The organism is Luteibacter sp. CQ10 (assembly GCF_040900725.1).
Classification (GTDB): domain Bacteria; phylum Pseudomonadota; class Gammaproteobacteria; order Xanthomonadales; family Rhodanobacteraceae; genus Luteibacter.
The window spans coordinates 334,765-350,430 of record NZ_JAEUYM010000001.1; the positions used below are offsets into that span (position 1 = coordinate 334,765).

At 67.8% G+C, this 15,666-nt stretch carries 6 protein-coding genes; 2 read left to right on the forward strand and 4 right to left on the reverse strand.

Annotated elements, in window-relative coordinates:
• Positions 1–60 precede the first annotated feature (60 nt).
• The 4 genes from JNG39_RS01640 to JNG39_RS01655 form a co-directional block, all read right to left on the reverse strand.
• On the reverse strand, positions 61–3,810 hold the full coding sequence (locus JNG39_RS01640) for a translocation/assembly module TamB domain-containing protein (RefSeq protein WP_368309283.1): 3,750 nt from the start codon (positions 3,808–3,810) through the stop codon (positions 61–63).
• Between the two features lie 11 nt (positions 3,811–3,821).
• Entirely contained in the window at positions 3,822–5,585 is a 1,764-nt protein-coding gene (locus JNG39_RS01645) for an autotransporter assembly complex family protein (protein WP_368309284.1), read from the reverse strand.
• Between the two features lie 335 nt (positions 5,586–5,920).
• A complete protein-coding gene (locus tag JNG39_RS01650) occupies positions 5,921–8,521 on the reverse strand; it encodes a glycosyltransferase (RefSeq protein WP_368309285.1) in 2,601 nt (866 codons plus the stop codon).
• Positions 8,522–8,865: 344 nt separating this feature from the next.
• Complete coding sequence (locus JNG39_RS01655; RefSeq protein ID WP_368309286.1) at positions 8,866–9,345, reverse strand: Dps family protein; 480 nt, start codon at positions 9,343–9,345, stop codon at positions 8,866–8,868.
• Between the two features lie 113 nt (positions 9,346–9,458).
• On the opposite strand from JNG39_RS01655, the gene hrpA reads away from it, so the two are divergent.
• Entirely contained in the window at positions 9,459–13,484 is a 4,026-nt protein-coding gene (gene hrpA / locus JNG39_RS01660; RefSeq protein ID WP_368309287.1) for an ATP-dependent RNA helicase HrpA, read from the forward strand.
• Positions 13,481–15,589 carry a bifunctional (p)ppGpp synthetase/guanosine-3',5'-bis(diphosphate) 3'-pyrophosphohydrolase gene (locus JNG39_RS01665; RefSeq protein WP_368309288.1) on the forward strand — a complete coding sequence of 703 codons (2,109 nt, stop codon included), beginning with the start codon at positions 13,481–13,483 and terminating at the stop codon, positions 15,587–15,589. The genes hrpA and JNG39_RS01665 overlap by 4 nt, the downstream gene beginning before the upstream one ends.
• The last annotated feature ends 77 nt before the right edge of the window (positions 15,590–15,666 follow it).

A 15,666-nucleotide genomic window follows, 5' to 3' on the forward strand; every position in this document is an offset into this window, starting at 1 on the left:
AGGAACCCAGCGCATGGAAGCACGAGGCGGCGACAACGCCCCATCGGCTTTCCAACAGGCCTATCGCTCCAACCGGTAATTCAAGCTCGCCCGCGAAAACTCCGTCGCGTTCTGCGCTTCGAAATTCCACCGATGGCTCAGGATGTAACGCAGCGTGATCACCTGCCCGGGGTCGAATAGCCCCACGCCATAGCTCAGGTACAACCGCGGCGAAAGATACTTGCCCACGGTAAACGCCGAGGTCCCGCCGAGCGCATCGTTGTTGCTCACGCCGATGTCGTCCACACCGATCTTCGAGCCCACGCTCTTGGCGAGCAGGTCGCCCGCCGCCGAGCCCAGCGCCTGCGCGGCGGCGCCGACCATGTTGCCTTCGCCGCCCTTCACCTGCGACAGCGGCTTGCCGGTGACGAGGTAGGAAAGGGCGTCGGACTGTTCCATCACCGGGTTCGAGAACACCGTGAGCACCGGGCGGCGCGCCGTGCCGGAGACGTAAAGCCCCACCTTCTGTCCATCGTCGATGGTGGCGTTGGGATTGAGCGTGCGTGACGCGCGGATGTTGAGGCCGGGGTTGTCGATGGGCGTGGAAGCGAACAGCAGCTGGCCCTGCTCGATGCGCAGGTCCTGCCCATACGCCTTGTAGGTACCGTCGACGCCGATCTGCCCCTGGCCCGTCGTCGCGCGTCCGGGACGCTCGCGCACGTCGAGCTGCCCGGTGATGCGGCCGTCGATGCCGAAGCCGACCAGGTGCACCTTCTGCCCCAGGTCGACGCGGATGTCCGCCGTGATCGGCGCGGATTCGGCGGCGGCTTCCTGCTGCTTCTCGTCCACCACCACCACGTCGGGCGAGGCCTTGGTCGCGCCCGCGCCGGGCAGTTTCTCGACGTTGACGTCGGCGAGGTCGACCGCGAGCTTGCCGGTGACGTTCATGCCCTTGGCATCCTGCACGATCTGGATGTCGGGCGAGACGATGGCCTTGGCCGCCGGAATGTCCACGGCGGTGAACTTCGAGCCTTGGATGCCCAGGCGCATCTGCGCGCCTTCGCCGAGCGCGGCCTGGCCCTTGACGGCCAGGGTGCCCTCGCCGGAACGGACGGTGCCGTCCACCACGTAGTTCTTCGCGTCGGCGGTGGTCACGCTGACGTGGCCGTCCTTCAGCTTGAGGCCCGCGCTGGGCACTTCCGCGGCGAAGCCGTCGAGCAGGGCCTGCCCGGTGACGGCCGGCGCGGCCACGGTGCCGCCGAGGCTGAAGCTGGCATTGAGGCCACCCTTCACTTCGGCCAACTCGGTGGTGAACAGTTCGACGAACGACAGGCTCTTCAGGTGCAGCGACACGTTGCCGCCGAGCGCCTGCTGCGCGCCGGCAATGCTCACGTTGCCGTCGACGCTGCCGCCGTCGTTGAGCGCCGCGCGCAGCACGATGCGCTGGTTGTCGGGCGTGAGCTGCGCGTTGGCGCTGAGGTTGTCGTAGACGAGCAGCGGACGGTCGGGACGATCGACGTAGGCGACCGAACCGTGCGTGCTGCCGATGGTGGCCTGTCCCGACAACGCACCGGCCGCCGTGCGGCGGATGTTGCCGTCGCCTTCGACGATGCCTTCGGCGCGCATCGGCGAATTCGAGGCTTCGGCCAGCGTCATCAGCAGGGACAGCGGCACGCGGCGCACGCGGTAGGCCGCGTCGAGGTTGCCCGCGGCATCCTGCTTGCCCGACACGCAGAGCAACGGGTCGCCCGCGGTGAGGCAGAGGTCGCTCATGCTTGCGGCGCCGTCTTTCCACGCGAGCTGGCTGGCGTTCTGGAGACGCCACGGCGGCAGGCCCTGGAAGTCGATATCCAGGCGCGAGAGGGTGCCGTTCCAGGCGGCGTTCTTCATCGAACCGTTCAGTGCGAGCGTGGCGGTGAGCGGCTTGCCGTGCGCGTTCACGCTGAGCTGGTGACGCTCCTGGTTGCCGTCGGCGTCGATCGTCACGCGGTCGAACACCATGCCGCCGGATACGACGTTGTTGGCATGCACCGCGAGCTTGCCGCCGGGTTTGCCGATGTCGGGCACGTCGGCGTCGAGCGTGACGGCGTCGATCTTCTGGCCGGCGTAGACGATGGCGCTGCCGCGCAGGTTGGCCTTCATCGCCAGATCGGGCCAGCGGCCCTTCGCGCCGATGTCGCCCTGCAGGCGGCCGCCCGCGTCGGGCAGCCAGTCGCCCAGCGAGGCGATGGCGAGTTTCAGCGTGGCGTCGTTGCTCGTATCGCCCTTGGCGTCGAGACGGATGCTGCTGCTGCCGGAGGCGAGGTCGAGGTTGCCGTTGATCACCTCGCCGGGCTTGAGGACGAGCTTGCCGTTGCCACGCAGCGGACGCTGGCGCAGCGTGCCGTCGAGCTTGCGCAGGTCGAGCGTGCCGAGCGGACCGTCTTTCGCGAGGTGGCCTTCGGTGGACAGGTCGAGGTCGAGGGCGCCATCCCATTCGGCCAGCAATTGGCCGGGATCGAATCGCTTGCCTTTCAGGTCGAGCTTCCAGGCCATGTCCGGCTGCAGGGTGATGACGCCATTGGCCGCGAGGTTGCCGTTGGGCTGCACGAGCTCGAGCGTGTGCAGGTCGATGGATTCGGGCTTGCCGTCGAGGTTCAGGGTGAACTTGCCGAGCTTGCCCGGCGGACCGATGTCGACGTCGCCTTCGGCGTGATAGGCCTCGGCACCGCCCTTGAAGGTGAGCTTGCCGGCGCTGGCGAGATCCTGCCCGGCCACGTCGGCGGGCACCAGCACGTTCTTCCAGGCGAGGGCGAGATCGGCCGTGACCGGCTGCGCCGCGATCTCCACGGTACCGCTCGCGGTAAGCGAACCCTTGACCTGGGGCGAACCCACGGTGAGTTCGTCCAGGGTAAGGCGCTTATAGGCGTGGTCGAACGAGGCCTTCATCGGCGCCAGGCGAACGCGGTAGTCGTTGAGATCGACGTCGCCGGTGAGGTTGGCGCCGTAGCGGTCGCCCGAGCCCCGCACGGCGAGGCCGAGCGATTGCAGCGTGCCTTCGCCGAGCAGCGGTTGGGGATCGAAGCGGGGCGCGTCGATGGTGGCCGTCCAGGCGAAGTCGCCGCTCTGCACGAGGTGGGCGTCCACCCGCGCCACGAAGGGCAGGCGGAGCTTGACGATGGTATGGGCTTTCGCGCCGTCGCTCGTCGCTTCGATGTCACCGGCGTAATCGACGCCGCCGGCCTTCCATGCGAAAGAGGCCTTGCCGTTGCCGCTGTAGCCCTTGCCCACGGCAAGGCGGCCGGCGAGGTCGGCCTGCCCGTCGGGTGCGCGCAACGCCAGGGTTTTCAGTTCCAGTCCCTTGCCCGTCCATGACCCGGCGAGATCGAGCGAGTTGGATTCGAACAGCGGTTGGCCGGCCTGGGTGACCTTCACGTGGCCGACGTGCACCTTGTCGAGCACGAGGTCGATGGGCGGGTTCAGCGAGAAGGGCTCGGAGGGTTGGTCGGGCTCGGGCGAACTCGGCGGCAGCGCCACGTCGACGCCGTCGACCCTGAGGTCGAACACGTGGGCGCGCTTGCGCAGCAGGGCGCCGAAGGCGAAATCGAGGTGCGCCCGGGCGACGCGTACGTCCATGCCCTTGCCGTCGCGATAACGCACGTTGCCCAGGTCGAGCGGGCCGGCGAGCCGGCCTTCGGCCGTTCCGACGGTGAGCGCGTTATCGGTGAAGCCCTGCGCGCGGGCGAGGGCGAAACGCAGGCCCGAGGCCGTGCCCACGAGCCACCACACGCCGAGCACGACGGCGAGCAACAGCACGCCGAGCGCCACCCCGATGCGAATCAGCCATGTCATGCCGGTGCTTCTCATAGGTCGGGCCCGATGACCACGTGCAGGTGGATGCCGTGTTCGTTCTTATCGCCGACGGGAACGGCGAGGTCCGCGCGGATCATGCCCACGGGCGACAGCCAGCGTATGCCCAGGCCGGCACCCACGCGCGGGCTGTAATCGGTGCCCGTGAAGGCATTGCCCGCGTCGACGAAGGCGGCCATGCCCCAGTTCTTCGTGAAGTAGTGCTCCACTTCGCTGCTGCCGACCAGCAGGCCTTCGCCGCCGATCACGCGGTTGAACTGATTGCGCGGGCCGATGCTCTCGAAGTCGTAACCACGCACCGAACGGTCGCCGCCGGCGAAGAAGCGCAGCTGCGGCGGCAGGGCGCTGAAGTCGTCGGTCCAGATCTTGCCGGCGCTGCCGCGCAGGATGAGTCGGTTGCGGCCCCAGAACGACTGGATCCATTTCACGTCGCCGATCACCTGCGAGAACCGGGCGTCGGAAAGCAGGGTGCCGGCGGTGCTGCGCGCGGTGAGCGTGAGCGACCAGCCGCTGCGCACGAAGGTGGGGTTGTCGCCCTTCTTCCGGCTGAGCGTGACCTCGGGATAGAGCAGGGTGCTGCGACCGCGTTCGAGGCCTTCGGCGTCGTCGCCTTCACCGCCGCGCTTGCCCACGGTGAACGTGCCCGAGAGCGCGTTCACGCCGATGGTGCGTTGCCAGCCATGCCACAGGCGCGTTTCGTTGGCGACCAGTTGCAGCGTTCGCGACTTCGACGTGACCGTGTTGGCATCGCGGAAGTTGGCGCCGAAATTGAAGCTGCGCTGGTTGGGGCCGGGCATCGGAATCTGGTAGAGCGTGGAGAGCGTCTTCAGGCGCTGGGCCAGCACCAGTTCGTTCTTCCACTTGTGCCCGCGATCGTTGATCCAGCGTTTTTCGATGCCACCGCGCAGGCCCGCGCCGGTGTCCGTGCCGAAGAACGGACCGCCGGTGTAGATCGTGCGCTTGGCGGGAGCCAGTTCCACGTCGATGTCGATGTGGCCTTCCTTCGCGTTGTCGGTGTCGGGAATCACGTTGACCACGGCGAAGTAGTCGGCGCCGTTGAGGGCTTGCTGGAGCTGGAGTAGCTGACCCTGCGAGAAATAGTCGCCGCTCTTGAACGGTACGTAGCGATCGAGGAAGCCGTCGCGGAACTGCGAGTTCTTGAAGTGGATCTGGCCGTAGCGGTAGCGCTGGCCGGTTTCCCACTTCAGTTGCACCGACGCGCTGTGTTCGGCGCGATTGACTTCCACGCGCCGGGTGACGAGTTTCGCGTCGAGGAAGCCGGTGGCGGTGAGCGCACCGCTCACGCCGTCGCGCGCGGCGTCGTACTGGCCGTCGTTCATGGGCTTGCCTTTCAGGCCGTTCACGCCGCGCAGGGCGAAGCGGACGGCGGGAACCTTCGCGGCGTCGCCGTCGATGTCCACGTTCACGCTCTTCACCGTCACCGGTACGCCCGGTACCACGTGCAGGGTGACGTGCCAGTCGTTGCCCACCTGCTGCATGTCGCCCGTGGCGGTGGCTTCGTAATAGCCATAGGGCCGCAGCGCGGCCTGCACTTCGTCGGGGGCCTTTTCGTAGAGGCGGCGCACCTGCGCGGCGGTGACATCGCGGGCGGCGTACTGGCTGAGCTCGACGCCGGAGACGATCGCGCCCTTCAGGCTGTCGTCGACGCCGTCGACGGTAAGCACGACGTTCGCGTGGGCCAGGGCCGGTAGCATGAACCACGGCAGGAGCAGTCCATGGCGTCTGGTGAGGCGCATGAGCGTCCTTCCGTTCTTGATCCAAGGCCGTGCGCGCGACACGGCCGCTTGAGGGGATCGTGTCCGGACGTTCCCCAAGTGTGTGTCGGGGCTACGTTACCGCGTGTCTGGTCGGGGTGTCGATAGAGGGGCGTTGATGAAGCTGAATGGAAAGCCGATGGGATCGTGTCACTCGCCCGGGCGTACCGCGCTGGTCTCCTGCGTGCGCAGGAGCGACGTGAGGTATTTTCGTGCGCGCGGTCGAAATCCGTGGCTCGTCGCTCCTGCGCAGGCAGGAGCCCAGCGCGGCGCATATCGGTTGTCGCGAGGCGGTGATGCGGCTTTCCTGCCGGAAATCAGCCCGCCTCATCCCCCGACCGGAATGCGATCCACGCGCCGATCATGGCCGACACGTACGGAATGGACTGCGCGGCCAGGATGAACATCCACAACGTGCTCTCGACGTACTGCGTGCCGTAGTGCATGCCCATGCCGATGATCGCCAGCAACAGGGCGACCGCCATGAGCACTTCCTCGCGCACCGGCGCGAACGCGGCGAAACTGCTGCCGCCCATGCGACGGCTCTTGGCGGTAACGACGAAGGCCGTCTTCTCGCGGGTGAGGCCGTGCAGGATGCCGCGCGCGATGGCGTGCGACAGGCCCATGCTCGCCACCGAGGCCATGATGGTGTCGTACCAGCCGCACGGCACGCGGGCGCGGTACAACACCACGCCGAAGATCGCCTTGGCGAAGAAGAAGCCGATCACGGGGATCAGGAACAACTGCATGGGCAGGTTGAAGTAGTCCGGCGCGTAGATCATGCCGGCGGTCCACAGCAGGCCCATCATCGTGAACACGTAATGCAGCGCGTCGGCGAACCAGGAGAACCAGCCGGTGAGGAAGTGGAAGCGCTGGCCGGCCGAAAGCGGCCCCTTGCGCGTCATCCAGTGCCAGCGGCCCTTGAGGATCTGCATGGCGCCGAAGGCCCAGCGGTAGCGTTGGCTCTTGTACGCCTTGAAGTCGGCGGGCGTGAGGCCCTTGCCCATCAGCTCGTCGACGTAAACCAGCTCGTAGCCGGCGTGCATGAGGCGCAAGCCGAGCTCGGCATCCTCGCAGATGGTCCATTCCGACCAGCCGCCGGTGCCTTCCAGCGCGGAGCGGCGCACCATGGTCATGGTGCCGTGCTGGATGATCGCGTTGCGCTCGTTGCGATGGTGCATGCCGATGCGGAAGAAGCCGTCGTATTCCCACGCCGTCATGCGGCGGAAGCGGTTCTTCTCGAAGTCGCGATGGGCCTGCGGGCACTGAACGACGGCCACCTTGGCGTCGTGGAAGTAGCCCGTGAGGGTGGAGAGCCAGTCTTCGCGCACCTCGTAGTCGGCGTCGATGACGGCCACCACCTCGGCGCGCTCGTCGGTGACGGTAAGGCCGAAGTTGAGCGCGCCGGCCTTGTAGCCCGGCCAGGGTTCGAGGTGGAAGAAGCGGAACTTCGGGCCCAGCTTGGCGCAATATTCTTCGACCGGCTTCCACACCGCCGGATCCTTGGTGTTGTTGTCCAGCACCAGCACCTCGAAGTTCTCGTAGTCGAGGCGGGCCAGCGAATCGAGGGTGACCTGCACCATCTCCGGCGGCTCGTTGTGGCAGGCCAGGTGGATGGATACGAACGGCTGCCTTTCCACCGGATCGGGCGGCAGCATGCCGGCGTGGCGGATCCAGCTGCGACGCCAGAGCACCTCGGTGAACTCGAAGCCGTTGATGAGCAGGATGCCCAGGATCGCCACCTGCGCCGGGAACAGCAGGATCAGCATCGCCCAGTCGAACGGGCTCAGGTAGAAGTTGAAGGGCAGGGTGGCCGACCAGACGATCAGGCCGCAGGCCAGCTGGACAAGGCCCATGAAGAACAGGCGGCCGGTGAGCTTGAAGCGGCGGAAACGGCTGCCGAACCAGACCATCGGCGCGAAGGCCAGCAGCGAGGCGGCCAGCGCTTTCCACGGCCAGCTCACGTCCTCGGTGACCGGGCCGGTAAAGGGGAACTTCAGCTGGCGGTCGGCGTTGAACATGCCCCAGTAGGCACCCGTGCGGCCCTCGCCGAGGTTTTCCTTCCACGGCTGGTCGATGGCTTCGAGGACGTAGTAGTCGTCGATGCCGTTGAGCTTGGCCTGGTTGAAGAACGTGCGAAGGAAGATCGCCTCGTTCGAGACGCTGGGATAGGCGTATTTGAAGCGGTCGCCGTTGGACGGCCAGCCGATTTCGCCGATGGCGATGTGCTTGCCGGGGAAACGTGCGCGCAGGGCCTTGTAGCTCTCGATCGAATCGGTGACGCCGGCGCGCGCCTCGATACCGTTCCAGTAGGGGAACAGGTGGACGGTGATGAAGTCGACGTGGTCGACCAGCTCCGGATTCTGCAGCCAGATGTGGAACGGCTCGGCGATGGATACCGGCTGTCGCACGGCCGCGCGCACGCGGTCGAGGTAGGCCATCATCTGCTCGGGCTTGAGGTCGTTCCGGAACAGGGTCTCGTTGCCGACGATGACGCGGCTGATGGTCTTCGGGTAGCGGTGGGCCTGCGCGATCAGCGCCTCGATCTCGCGCTCGTTGTTTTCCAGGCGCGTGTCGATGTTGGCGCCGGCCATGACATCGAGCCCTTCCTTGTCGGCCAGCCGGATCGTCTGCGGGTTTTCCAGCACCGAATAGGTGCGGATGCGCGGCGAGTATTTCTTCACCAGGCGCAGGTCGGCGTCGATTTCCGGGTCGGTGGAAACGTCGCCCTTGATCGGGTTCTGGTAGCGCTGGTAGGCCGTGAAGGCGAACCCGGGGATCGGCGCCTTCCAGTCTTCCGGGCCGTTGGGCAGGTTGGCGACGAACCACAGGCCGACGTTCAGCGCGGCAACGACGATCGCGAGGATCAGCGCGGCGAGGATCGGGTGGCTTTTTTCGGTCGTGGTAACAGCGCTCAAAACAATCCCCGGACCGGTCGGCCCCCGCATGGCGTCAATGAGGTAACCGGGGGAGCTTAACGAACGGTGAGGGATGGCTCAACGGCGGGATGGCCGGCCGGTCAGGCTGAACTCAGTTGGAGCCCGGGAAAACCCCGCCAGTCGAAGGACGGGAGCGGACCCTGTCCGCGAACTTCGGGTTACCCCCGGTACGAACGAGGCCATGCGGTAACCGGGCTGGCTATTACCGCTCGCCCGATCACCGCATGGCCTCCTTCCCGATAGACGGCTCGAGGGTTCGCGGACAGGGTCCGCTCCCGCCATCGGAAGCCATCAGCGCTTCACTTATTTCTAACGCCCACCGCTCACTTCAACAGCGAGCGCAGCATCCAGGCGGTCTTCTCGTGGGCCTTCAGGCGGCCCGTGACCATGTCGGCGGTGCCTTCGTCACCGACCTTCTCGGCCACCTTGATCGCTTCACGCGACGTGGCGGCGGCCTCGTCGTGGCCGTCGACCAACTGGGCGACCATGTCGGACCAGCTCGGCACGCCGGCTTCTTCCTTGATCTTGGTGAGCTTGCTGAACTCGGCGTAGGAGCCCGCGGCGGTCACGTCGAGGATGCGGATGCGCTCGGCCACCTCGTCCACCGCCAGCCACAGTTCGTTGTATTGGGTCTCGAACATGGTGTGCAGGCTGTTGAAGTGCGGACCGGTCACGTTCCAGTGGAACTTGTGGGTCTTCAGGTACAGCGTGAAGGTGTCGGCGAGAAGCTTGGACAGCTCCTTGGCGGCGGCTTCGCGATCTTTCTTGGCAATGCCGATATCGATTTCTTTAGCCTTGGCCATCGTGCGACTCTCCAGGTTTGCGGTTCAGTGAGGAAGTTTAACGAGCGAACCTTTGCATTTGAAATGCACGTTTCTGATCCCGTCGATAGGTGCACGCTATTATTTGCTTCCCCATGAGTACCTCGACAAGCCCCTCCCGTCCCACCCCGTCCGATTCGCGGCTTAAAGAGCTGCGCGATGCCCTGTCCCGGGTCGCCAGCCGCGACTACGGGCGCCTGCTGGGCCGCTGGCGCGGACTCTCCCGCAAGCCCGACGCGGCCCGGATCGATGCCCTCGGCGCGGATATCGCCACCTCGATGGCGCGCCGCGCGGCGCGGGCCGCGTCCAAGCCCGCCATCAGCGTCGACGCCGCGCTGCCCATCGCCGCCCGGGCCGACGACATCGTCAAGCTCATCCGCGACCACCAGGTGGTGGTGATCGCCGGCGAGACCGGCTCGGGCAAGACCACCCAGTTGCCCAAGCTGTGCCTGGCCGCCGGTCGCGGCGAGGCCGGGCTCATCGGCTGCACCCAGCCGCGACGGCTGGCCGCCCGCTCGGTGGCGACCCGTGTCGCCGAGGAGCTGGGCACGCCGGTGGGCGACAAGGTCGGCTTCCAGGTGCGCTTCACCGAGAAGGTGTCCGACCAGGCGCTGGTCAAGTTCATGACCGACGGCATCCTGCTGGCCGAGACCCAGTCCGATCCCTGGCTGTCGGCCTATGACACGATCATCATCGACGAGGCCCACGAGCGCAGCCTCAACATCGATTTCCTGCTGGGTTACCTCAAGCGCCTGGCCCAGCGCCGGCCCGACCTCAAGATCATCGTCACGTCGGCCACCATCGACACCGAACGCTTCGCCGAGCATTTCGGCGGCGCGCCGGTGGTGGCGGTGGAAGGGCGCACCTATCCGGTGGAGGTGCGCTACCGGCCCCCGGGCGAGCGCGGCGAGGGTAACCTGGCCCAGCAGATCGCCGACACCATGGACGAGATCACCCGCGAGGACCCGCGCGGCGACGTGCTGGTGTTCCTGCCCGGCGAGCGCGAGATCCGCGACACGCACTTGCTCCTCTCGCGAAAGAACTACCGGGAAACCGAGGTGCTGGCGCTCTACGCGCGCCTGTCGGCCAACGAACAGGATCGCGTCTTCCGTCCCGGCCCGAAGCGCCGGATCGTACTGGCCACCAACGTGGCCGAGACCTCGCTCACGGTGCCGCGCATCCGCTACGTGATCGACCCGGGCACGGCGCGCGTGAAACGCTACAGCCAGCGCGGACAGCTCGAGCGCCTGCACGTCGAGCCGATCTCGCAGGCGGCCGCCAACCAGCGCAAAGGCCGTTGCGGACGCATCGGCCCGGGTATCTGCTATCGCCTCTTCGACGAGGCGGACTTCGCGCTGCGCCCGGAGTACACCGATCCGGAGCTGCTGCGCTCCTCGCTCGCCAACGTCATCCTGCGCATGCTCGCGCTCGACCTCGGCGAAGTGGACGACTTCCCGTTCCTCGAGGCGCCCGATCCGCGCGTGGTGGCCGATGGTTACCGCCGCCTCGCGGAGATCGGCGCCATCGACGACGACCGCCGTCTCACCGAGGTGGGCCGCACGGTCGCGCGCCTGCCCATCGACGTGCAACTGGCGCGCATGCTGGTGGAGGCCCGCCGCCTGGGCAGCCTCGCCGACCTGACGACCATCGTGGCCTTCCTCAGCATCCAGGACCCGCGCGAGCGGCCCCCGGAGGCGCGCGGGCAGGCCGATGCGGCGCATGCGCAGTTCGCCGATCCCAAGTCGGACTTCGTCGGCGTGGTCAATCTGTGGAAGGCCTACCTGGCCGCCGCGGAAGAACTCACCTCGTCGAAGCTGCGCGATTGGTGCTCGCGGCATTTCCTCAGCTTCATGCGCATGCGCGAGTGGCGGGAGCTGCACCGGCAGCTGGTGCTGGTGACGCGGGACCTGGGTTGGGAGACCAAAGGCGGCGAATCCGCTTCGGTGGCAGCGGACCCTGTCCGCGATGGGGGGCGTAGCCCCGCCCGAATCGCGGACAGGGGCCGCTCCCGCCCAGCCCCGGGCGGTTCGGCGAGAGCCCGTCCGGCCTCGGCCGTTCCCGCCACCGTGCCCGACGGCGACGCGCTCTTCGAAGCCATCCATCGCAGCCTGCTCGCCGGCCTGCCGACACAGGTCGGCCACAAGGACGAGAAGGGCGTCTATCGCGGCACCCGCGAGCGGCGCTTCCAGGTGTTCCCGGGCTCCGCGCTGGCGAAGGCACCGCCGGCCTGGATCTTCGCCGCGCAGATCCTCGACATCGGTGGCCGCGTGTGGGCGATGATGTGCGCGCGCGTCGACCCCGCGTGGGTCGAATCGCAGGCGGCGCACCTGGTGCGCTCCACCGCGCGCGATCCGCACTGGTCGCGAAAGCGGGGCACCGTCGTCGCCTACGAGCAAGTCACCCTGTTCGGCCTAGTGCTGGTGGAACGCCGGCCGGTGACCTTCCAGCGGCAGGATCCGAAGCTCGCCCACGAGATCTTCGTGCGCGAGGCGCTGGTGCGCGCCGACCTCGACAGCCGCGCCGATTTCGTGCGGGCCAACGCGCGCGTGCTCGAACAGGCCCACGACATCGAGGCCAAGCAGCGCCGCGCCGGCCTGCTTCGCTCCGACGAGGCCCTGGCCGAATTCTTCGACGGCAAGCTGCCCGAATCCATCGCCGTCACGCGTGCGCTCGACGCCTGGTACCGCAAGGCGGCACCGGCCGAGCAGGCGGCGCTGCGCTGGACATTGGCCGACGTGATGGACACCGGCGCGGGCCTCGACCCGAAGGCCTTCCCCGCGTCGCTGGACATCGGCCAGCATCGCTACCGTCTCGAATACCGTTTCGTGCCCGGCGACCCGGCCGATGGCGTCACCATCCACGTGCCGCTGGCCTTCCTCAACGCCTTGCCCGCGGCGCGTGGCGAATGGCTGGTCGGCGGCCTGCTCGTGGACAAGGTGGCCGAGCTGATCCGCGCCCTGCCCAAGGCGCTGCGCCGCAACTTCGTACCCGCGCCGGATTTCGCCCGCGCCTTCGCCGAAGCCGAAACCCCGCGCGACGAGCCGCTGGCGAAGGCCCTGGCCGCCTTCCTCAAGCGCACCACGGGCGTCGACGTCGACGCGGCGGCATTCGCCGATGCGGAGCTGCCCGCGCACCTGCTCATGCGTTTCCGCGTGCACGACGAAAACGGCCGCACGGTGGCCGAAGACCGCGATCTCGCCGCCATCCGCGCGCGCTGGGAAGGCAAGGCGCGCGAAGCCTTCTCGCGCAAGACCGACATCGAACTCACGCGCGAGGACATCGTGACGTGGGACTTCGAATCCATCCCGACGGAAGTGCGTTCCGAGGGCGGGCTCAAGGCCTACCCGGCCCTGGTCGACCTCGGCGAGGCCGTGGCGCTGCGCGTGTTCGAACGTGCCGACGAGGCCGCCGAAGCGCACGTGGGCGGCGTGGAGCGCCTGCTTCGCCAGGCCCTGGCCCCCGAGTTCAAGCGTGCGCGGCGGCAGTTGCCGATCAATAACGCCCTTTCGCTGAAATACGCCCCGCTGGGCAGCATCGACGGCCTGCGCGACGACCTCGTGGAAGGCGGGTTCGACGACCTGCTCGCGAAGCATCGCCTCGATGCCCGCACACAGGGCGCATTCGAAACCCTGCGCGTCGACTTCGGCCGCGAGCTGTTCGGCGCGGCGATGGAGCGGCAGAAGCTGGCCGAACCGATCATCGAGGCACAGGCCGAACTCAAGCCCTGGATGGACCCGCCGCTGATGGGTTTCGCCAAGGCGAGTTACGACGACCTTCGCGAGCAGCTGGCCGCGCTGCTCCAGCCCGGCTTCCTGCGCGAGCTGCCCGTTTCCCGCCTGGCCCACTTCCCGCGTTATCTCAAGGCGATGCGCCTGCGTGGCGAACGCTTGCGCCAGGATCCGGCCCGCGACCAGGCGCGCATGCTCCAGGTGCTGCCCTACTGGCGCGCGCTGCTCAACGGCGGCGGCACGGCGTGGGACGCCACCGCATGGAGCGAACTGCGCTGGCTGCTGGAAGAATGGCGTGTATCGTTGTTCGCGCAGGAACTGAAGACCGCCGAGCCGGTATCGGCCAAGCGGCTGGCACGCGCACTGGAGACGGCCGAGGCGGCAACCCGATGAAGACGGCGAAAGACGACGCACGCCCCCTGGCGATGCCGCTCACCGAGCGGGCGCGCGAGGCGTGTGCGCCGTTGCCGGCCGCCGCGCGGGCGGAAGGCGAGACCATCATCGAGCTGCTTCGCCTGCTGGGCTGTGACGACGAGACGTGCGCGTCGGCGCTGTGGTTCTCGTTGATGCGCGGCATGCCCGGCGCGGCCGACGAAGCCGTCGCCACTTGGCCCCCATCGCTGCGCCGGCTCGTCGACGGCCAGGGCGAGGCCGAGAAGGTCTGGGCGCTGCACGCTCAGCGTGGCAGGACGAGCGGCGCCGAAGGCCTGCGCCGCCTGCTGCTGGCGATCATCCGCGACCTGCGTGTGGTCTTCGTGCTGCTCGCGCGCCAATTGGCGGCGATGCGCACGGCCATGGCGCTGCCCGACCACGAACGCCGCGAACTGGCCCAGCTCACCTCCGACATCCACGCCCCGCTCGCCAACCGGCTGGGTATCTGGCAGCTCAAGTGGGAGCTGGAAGACCTCGCTTTCCGCTACCTCGAACCGGATACCTACCGCCGCATCGCGCGCCTGCTCGATGAGCGTCGCGCCGACCGCGAGCGCTTCATCGCGTCCAGCCTCGACCAATTGCGCCACGTGCTCGACGATGCGGGTGTCCGTGCCGATCTCGCGGGCCGGCCCAAGCACATCTTCTCCATCTGGAAGAAGATGAAGAAAAAAGGCCTGGAATTCTCCGACCTGTACGACATCCGCGCGGTGCGCATCCTGGTCGACTCGGTGGCCGACTGCTATGCCGCGCTCGGGCTGGTGCACAGCCTGTGGCCGCACCTGCCGGGCGAGTTCGACGACTACGTGGCACGGCCCAAGGGCAACGGTTACCGTTCGCTGCACACCGCCGTGCTGGGCCCCGAGGGCAAGACGCTCGAGGTGCAGATCCGCACGCACGAGATGCATCGCGCCAACGAGCTGGGCGTGGCGGCGCACTGGCGCTACAAGGAAGGCGGCGGCGCCGACGCGGAATTCGAGGCGAAGATCGCCTGGATGCGCAAGCTGCTCGAACCGCGCGGCGAAGGCGAAGACGACGCGGACCTCGCCGCGGGCTTCGCCACCGAGCTGATGGAAGACCGCGTGTACGTGCTGTCGCCCAAGGGCGAAGTGATCGACATGCCGCGCGGTGCCACGGTGCTCGATTTCGCGTACCACATCCACACCGAGGTGGGGCACCGCTGCCGGGGCGCCAAGCTCAACGGCCGTATCGTGCCGCTCACCACCGCGCCGCGCAGCGGCGATCGCGTGGAAATCCTCACCACGAAGGTGTCCGAGCCCAGCCGCGACTGGCTCTCGTCGCACCACGGCTACCTCAACACCACGCGTGCGAAGGAGAAGGTGCGCTCGTGGTTCCGGCGCGAAGCCCACGACGCCAACGTCGCGGCGGGCAGGCTCACGCTGGAGAAGGAACTGCGCCGCCTGGCACTCGACGATGTCGACCTGCAAAAGCTCGCGGGCACGTTCCGCCTCAAGAGCGTCGACGAGCTTTACATCACCGTGGCGCTGGGCGAGGTCACGCTGGGCCAGGTCGCGCGCGCGCTGCAGGAACCCGCGGAGCCGGAGATCACGCAGTCGGCCGCGCCGGTGGCGTCGCGAGGTGCGCAGCACGATCGCGGTGCGCTGTCGATCGAAGGCATCGGCAACCTGCTCACGACGCTGGCGCGCTGCTGCCAGCCGCTGCCGGGCGATCCGGTATGCGGCTTCATCACCCGCGGCCGCGGCGTGTCGGTGCATCGGGCCGACTGCGCCTCGCTGGCGCGTCTGGCCCGCAAGGATCCCGACCGCGTGATCGACGTGAGCTGGGGCAGGGTGGACGTGCAGAACTACGAGGTGGACGTCGAACTGCGCGGCTACGATCGCAAGGGTCTGCAGAAAGACGTCGCCACCACCATCAGCAACGTGGGGCCGCACATCGTGGCGTCGTCGAGCCGCGTGCACGTGCGCACGGGCGAGGTGGAAATGCGCTTTACGCTGCGGGTGAGGGACTACGAGCAGTTGTCGACGTTGCTGGGGCGGCTGATGGCGTTGCCCAACGTGACGGATGCGCGGCGTGTGGGCGGGCGATAACCGCTTTACCGCTCCGTTGGCTTTTCGCCGATGCGATCGGCTCCCATCCCTTCGGTATCTGGTCTTCGGTAGCCTTG